This is a genomic window from Streptomyces sp. NPDC127038 (genome assembly GCF_042725875.1).
Taxonomy (GTDB): domain Bacteria; phylum Actinomycetota; class Actinomycetes; order Streptomycetales; family Streptomycetaceae; genus Streptomyces.
The window spans coordinates 1-6,297 of sequence record NZ_JBHXDQ010000068.1 but is presented as its reverse complement, the minus strand read 5'-3'; the positions used below and the strand labels follow the sequence as shown (position 1 = coordinate 6,297).

General features: G+C 74.5%; 4 protein-coding genes. All 4 read left to right on the top strand.

The annotated features are described in order from the left end of the window. The first annotated feature begins 134 nt into the window (after positions 1-134). From ACFWI4_RS33515 to ACFWI4_RS33500, 4 genes are read left to right on the top strand one after another with little or no spacing between them, the layout of a single operon-like run. A complete protein-coding gene (locus tag ACFWI4_RS33515) occupies positions 135-1,331 on the top strand; it encodes a radical SAM protein (protein WP_387204053.1) in 1,197 nt (398 codons plus the stop codon). Continuing rightward, positions 1,328-2,848, top strand: a complete 1,521-nt coding sequence (locus ACFWI4_RS33510; protein ID WP_387204050.1) for an MFS transporter — start codon at positions 1,328-1,330, stop codon at positions 2,846-2,848. The genes ACFWI4_RS33515 and ACFWI4_RS33510 overlap by 4 nt, the downstream gene beginning before the upstream one ends. A gap of 52 nt (positions 2,849-2,900) precedes the next feature. Then, complete coding sequence (locus tag ACFWI4_RS33505) at positions 2,901-5,033, top strand: prolyl oligopeptidase family protein (RefSeq protein ID WP_387204047.1); 2,133 nt, start codon at positions 2,901-2,903, stop codon at positions 5,031-5,033. Continuing rightward, the gene (locus ACFWI4_RS33500; protein ID WP_387204044.1) at positions 5,030-6,151 is read left to right on the top strand and encodes a glycosyltransferase; all 1,122 of its coding nucleotides are present in this window, start codon (positions 5,030-5,032) and stop codon (positions 6,149-6,151) included. Before ACFWI4_RS33505 ends, ACFWI4_RS33500 begins: the two co-directional genes overlap by 4 nt. Positions 6,152-6,297 lie beyond the last annotated feature (146 nt).

Here is a 6,297-nt window from a genome sequence, read left to right as displayed (position 1 = left end):
GGCGGTCCACCCCTCGTACCACACGGCTTTCGCGTTTCCCCCCGGCCCCGGCCCCCCGGGTGGGGGGGCCGCTCCCCGCCGCCGCGACCGGGCCGCGCCCGCCCCCGATTCCCGCCCCCGCTCCGGAGGTTGCCGTGCCCGGTACGCAGTCCGTCGCCGTCCCCGCCGCCGGGGCCCGTCTGATCCAGGCCCGCAGGGGGTGGTGGTTCCTGGGCGCGGGCGGATACGCGCTGATGCGCCCCGGCCAGGTGCAGGACGACGGCACCCTGAGGCCCTCGGCGGAGCGCTACCTCCGCGAGGCGGGACTGTACGACGTCAAGCCGTACACCTCGTACTCCCTGACCGTACTGACCAGCACGGACTGCAACCTCGGCTGCGGCTACTGCTTCCAGAACACCGCGCAGGACCCCAAGGGCGGCAGCAGGCCGCCCCGCATCCGGCACGCCCGGCTGACCCCCGAAGCCGTGGGACAGGTCCTGGACTTCACCCGCGAACGCATGGCCGCCGCCGGCATGGACAAACTCGCGCTGCTGCTGTTCGGCGGCGAACCGCTGCTCAACCCGCGCGGCTGCCGCGACCTGCTCACCCGGGCCGGGCAACTGGGCACCCTGACCGCCTCGATGACGTCCAACGGCACGCTGCTCACACCGCTGATCGCCAAGGAACTCAACGCGGCCGGCCTCGGTTCCGTCCAGGTGACCTTCGACGGCGACCGGGCCGACCACGACGCCATCCGCGTACGACGCTCAGGCGGCGGCACCTTCGACGTCATCGTCGCCAACATCGCGCGCGCCATCGAGAAGACCTCCCTGCGCTGGATGCTGCGCGTCAACGTCTCGCACCTGAACCGCAACGGCGTGGACGACCTCGTCGAACGGCTCGGCGCACACCTCGATCCCGGGCGCTGCGGCATCCACTTCGCCCGTGTCGGGGACGTCGGCGTCGGCTACGCGAACAACCTGCTGCACGAGGACGGCCTGGTCGAGGACTTCGTGCGCTGGCACGCCCGCGCCCTCGAACTCGGCTTCACCGTGGCCCGTCCGCGCGCCCATGTCCCCTGCCAGGCCTGCTCCTTCAGCGAAGGCCGCTACGGCGCCGTCGTCAACGCCGACGGGGTGCTGGCCAGTTGCTGGGAGACCGCGGGCAAGCCCGGCATGGAGGTCGGCACGATCACCGAGGGCTACCTCGACGCCGAGCGGACCCAGGGCCGTTGGGTCAGCTGCCACGACCACTACCAGTACGACGAGGAGGCGGCCGTCCGCGCCGTCTTCCAGGACCGGGTCGACGCCGGTGTGCTGGACTGCCTGAACGCCGTCGGACGCCTGGGATGAAGGGCGCCGGCGTCCTGCGGACCAACGCCGACTTCCGCCGCTACTGGATCAGTTCGACCCTGTCGACCCTCGGATCGCAGCTGTCCTTGCTCGCCTTCCCGCTGCTCGTCCTGTCCATCGGCGGAAGCGCCGCGCAGGCCGGTACGGTCGCGACCTGCTCGCTGGTGACCCGCACCCTGCTGCGCCTGCCCGCCGGCCACCTCGCCGACCGGTTCGACCGTCGGATGATCATGGTCGGGACCGATCTCGTACGTCTCGTGGCGCTGGCCAGCATCCCGTTGGTGTCGCAGTTGGGAGACCTCGGACAGGCACACCTGCTCGGCGTCGCCGTCGTCGAGGGCGCCGCCACCGCGCTCTTCGCACCCGCGGCCACGATCGCCGTGCGTGACGTGGTGCCGGAGAAGGACCTCACGGACGCGCTGAGCCGCAGCCAGGCCGCCATGGCGACCAGCTCGCTGATCGGCCCCTTCCTCGGCGGCTGGCTCTACACCCTGGACCCGATCCTGCCCTTCGCCGCCGACGCCCTTTCCTACGGGGTGTCCGCCGTGCTGCTGCTGCGGATCGCCACGCGGCCCCGCCGCCAGGCCACCGGGGCCGGGCGCGACGACCGGCTCACCGCCGGGTTGCGCTGGCTGACCCACCAACGGGCGCTGCTGGCGGCGCTGTTGTTCGCCGCGGGCATCAACGTCGTCTCGGCGGCCGCCCAGACGACCATGGTCGTCTCGCTGCGGGAGAGCGGCACCGGCGGTACCGCGATCGGAGCGGTCATGGCCTGCGCGGGCATCGGCGGGATGCTGGGTGCCGCCGCGGCCCCGCGCCTGATCAAACGGATCCCCGCCGCCCGGCTGTTCCTGCTCATCGGCGCGGTCTGGGCGATCGGACTCGCCGTCTTCTCCGCGACCACCGAGCCCTGGTCGATCGGGCCCGTACTGGTCGTGGTCGTGTTCTTCTCCCCGCCTGCCGGCATCGTCGTCGGCCGCGCGATGCTCGTGCTGGCCCCCCGGGACCTGCTCGGCAGGGTCAGCACCGCGACCGGCCTCGTGATGGCAGGCCTGGCCTCGCTGGGACCGGTGCTGGCGGGCTCCTTCGTGGACTCGCTGGGGGCCGCTTACACCTGGCTCGCGCTCGCCGGAACCGCGGCCGTCGTCACGCTGGTGTCGTCGGTGCCGCTCCTGCGCGAGACCAGCCTCGACGCGGTCGCGGACAGCGCGAAGAACCCGGCCCCGGACCCGTCCGAACCGGCGGTCGCACCCGGTACCTCCGAACCGGCGGAGTTCTCTGCCGCCGCGGGCGTACGTCACACGGAGCGCCCGGCGGTCGAGGCCCACGGCGGACCGCTCTCCGAGGACGACACGCTGTCCACGGACCCGTGTCCGGCGGCAGTCGACGACGCCACGTCCGCGAGTCCGTACGCGGCGTCCGCAGACCCGGACCCCGCGCCGGCGGACGCCGACCCGTCCACGGACCCGTATCCGGCGCCCCCCGCGCCGCGTCCGAGCCCTGGTGGCGGCGCCTGAGTGCCGCCGCCGTACGCGACCGCCGTGACCCGTTCACCCCTGGAGCGCCGCGATGACCCAGTCCCCGCCCCGCGGCGCCCGGACGGCGCCCGCGCGGTACGACCGCCCCGAGGCTCCGCGCACCGGCCCGGAGGAGGTCCTCCACGGACGGCGGGTGGCCGACCCCTACCGCTGGCTGGAGGATCCGAACGACCCCGCCACCATTGCGTGGTGCGCGGCCCAGCAAGGGCTCTACACCGAGGAGGAGGCCCGCTGGCCCGCCAGGGACGACTTCCTCGTACGGATGACCGCCCTGCTGACCGGAGCCGGCGCCCGGCCGCCGGTCCCGCGCGGAGGCCGGGAGTACCATCTGCGCAGGGAACCCGGGCGTGAACTCGCCGCACTGGCCGTGCGCGAGGAGGGCCGGACGCGGATCCTGCTCGACCCGCTGGACACCGACCCGGCCGGAACGACGGTCCTCGACGCCTGGGAACCCTCGTGGGAGGGCGACCTCGTGGCCGTCCAGCTGTCGTCGGGCGGTACGGAGCACTCCGTCCTGCGCGTGATCGACACGGAGACGGGCGAGACCGTCGACGGGCCCGTGGACCGGGTCCGCCGTTCCCCCGTGGCCTGGCTGCCGGGCGGCCGGGCCTTCTACTACGTGCGCCGGCTCCGGCGCGGGCGCGACGGCGGAGAGCCCGGCCCCCGCCGCGTCCTGCTGCACCGCGTCGGCACACCCGCCGACCAGGACGTGGAGATCTTCGGGGCCGGGCGGTCGGACACCCAGTACTACACCGTGGCCACCGCCCCCGACGGCCGGACACTGGTCGTCGGAGCGAGCGAAGGCACCTCCCCGGACAACGACCTGTGGACCGCCGATCTCACCGCCACCTCACAGGACCGCCCCGGCCTTCGACGCCTTCAGCACGGCACCGACGGCCACACGGCCGTCCGTCTCCGACCCGGTGGGGGCCCGCTGACGCTGAGGACCACCGTCGGCGCCCCGCGCGGCCGGATCGTCGCGGCCCCTCGCGATGCCGGGGACCCCGGCCGGTGGCGCACGCTCGTCGCCGAGCAACCAGGCACCGTGCTCGGGGACTTCGCCGTCCTGGACGGCCCGGAGCTCGACCGGCCGCTGCTGGCCGTCGTACGGACCCGCCACGCGGTCGGCGAGTTGACCCTGCACGACGCCCGGACCGGCGCCCCCGCCGGGACCGTACCCCTGCCCGGGCGGGGAACCGTGACGCAACTGACGACACGTCATGAGCAGGGCCATGAGCTGTGGTTCGCGTACACCGATCACCTCACCCCCACCGTCGTCCTGCACTACGACGCCGTTGCCGGACACCTGCGCCCCTGGCCCGGCGGCTCACCGGCGGCCGCCCCCGTCGAGGGAGTGACGGTCACCCAGGAGGTCGTGCGCTCCCGCGACGGCACCGAGGTCCGGATGTTCGTCATGTCGCCCACGGGCCGCCCCGACCGGCCCCGCCCCGTGGTCCTGACCGGATACGGCGGCTTCGGAGCCTCGATGACCCCCGGCTTCACCCCGCAGGCCCTGCCCTGGGTGCGCGCGGGCGGTGTGTACGCGGTGGCCTGCGTGCGCGGCGGGGGAGAGGAGGGCGAGGAGTGGCACCGGGCCGGGCGGCGCGAGCACAAGCACAACACCTTCGACGACTTCGACGCGGCCGCCGACCACCTGCTGCGCGACGGATGGGCCGCACCCGGCCGGCTCGGCGTCCTCGGCAGCTCCAACGGGGGCCTGCTGGCCGGCGCCGCTCTCACCCGCCGCCCGGCGACCTACGCGGCCGTCGTGTCCGTGGCTCCCCTGCTCGACATGGTGCGCTACGAACGCTCGGGGATGGGCGCGAGCTGGCGGGACGAGTACGGAAGCGCCGAGGACCCCGCCCAGTTCGCCCACCTCCTCTCGTACTCGCCCTACCACCAGGTCCGGAGGGGCGCGCGCTACCCGGCCGTGCTGCTGGCCGTCTTCGACGGCGACACCCGCGTCGACCCCGCCCACGCCCGCAAGATGTGCGCCGCCCTGCAATGGGCCGGCACGGGCGACACGCCGGTCGTGCTGCGCACCGAGTACGGCGTCGGACACGCGGCGCGCTCCTCCTCGCGCAGCGCCCGCCTCTACGCGGACGTGATGGCCTTCTTCGCCCACCACCTGGGCCTGCTTCCGCCAGGAGAGGAGATGGCATGAACGTGCTCCTGTGCCCCCTCAACGACCCCGGCTATCTGTACCCCGCCCTCGCCGTCGGCCGCGAACTGCGCCGCCGCGCCCACTCGGTGCACGTCCTCGCCGGACCGAAGGCCGCCGCGACGGCGAGTGAGGCGGGCCTGGACACCTGCGCCGTCACGGACCCCCGCGCGCTGTCGGTGACCCACTGGACGGTCAGCGGGCCCGAGCAGCACACCGCGGTGGCACGGGCCGTCCGCACGCTCCGGCCCGACGTCCTGGTCACCTCCGTGCTCTGCCACGGCGCCCTCGTGGCCGCCGAGGCCGCCGGCCTGCCGGTCGTGGTCCTCGGACTGACCGCCCACCTGTGGCCCTACCGCGCCGGGGGTGCCGGCCCCGCCGACACCCACGACCGCACCTGGCGGCTGACGGAGACCCTGAAGCACTACGAGGCGGTACGAGCGGCGGCCGGTCTGGCTCCACGGCACGACCGCTTCCCCGACACTCCGTTGCTCGGCACCGCGTTCCTGCTCCGCGGTCACCCCCTGCTGGAGCCCGCCGACGCCGAAGTGCCCCCGGACGTACGGCATGTGGGCCCCTGCTGGTGGGAGCCGGAACCCCCCTCGTACGAACCCCTGCCGGACGACAGGCCCTTGGCCTACGTCCACCTCGGCCGGACCTTCGGCGGCACCTCCCTGTGGCCGCGCCTCAACGCCGCCTTCACCGCCAGCTCCCACCGGGCCGTCGTGGAACTGGGACGCTCGGGCACGCCCGAATCCGCCCCGGACGCCGATCTGATCGTCGGCCGCCGCCCGTGGATGGGACCGCTCGTCGACCGGTCGGACCTCGTCCTGACCAACGCCACGTCCGCGCCCGTGCTCGGCGCGCTGCTCCACGGCAAACCGCTGCTGGTCGCCCCCAACGGGTCGGAACAGCAGGTCCTCGCCGCCGCCTGCCTGCGCGCCGGAGTCGCCCGCAGGCTGCCGGAGCCCGGGACTTCCGCCGCGGACCTGCGGGCGGCCGTCGAGGAGACGGCGTACGACCCCGAACTGCGGTCCCGCGCCCGGGAGATCGGCGGACTGCTCGCGGACGGCAAGAGCGAGAGCCGCGCCGCCGACGCGGTGGAGGCGGCTGCCCGCTGATATCCGGAACCGTTCCGCCCCGCCCCCTCCGGTGTGCCGGGGCGCGCACCGACCCGATGGCCGCCAGGAAGCCGGAAGGGGCTGCCGCGTACCCGCCGGAGCCCCCTCCGCCCCCGGGGAACACACCAGCGACGCCGGCGGGGGGA

What these genes read in the sequence shown, in the direction of transcription:
- ACFWI4_RS33505 (WP_387204047.1), top strand. Translation starts at nt 2,901, where the DNA reads ATGACCCAGTCCCCGCCCCGCGGCGCCCGGACGGCGCCCGCGCGGTAC.
- ACFWI4_RS33510 (WP_387204050.1), top strand. Translation starts at nt 1,328, where the DNA reads ATGAAGGGCGCCGGCGTCCTGCGGACCAACGCCGACTTCCGCCGCTAC.
- ACFWI4_RS33500 (WP_387204044.1), top strand. Translation starts at nt 5,030, where the DNA reads ATGAACGTGCTCCTGTGCCCCCTCAACGACCCCGGCTATCTGTACCCC.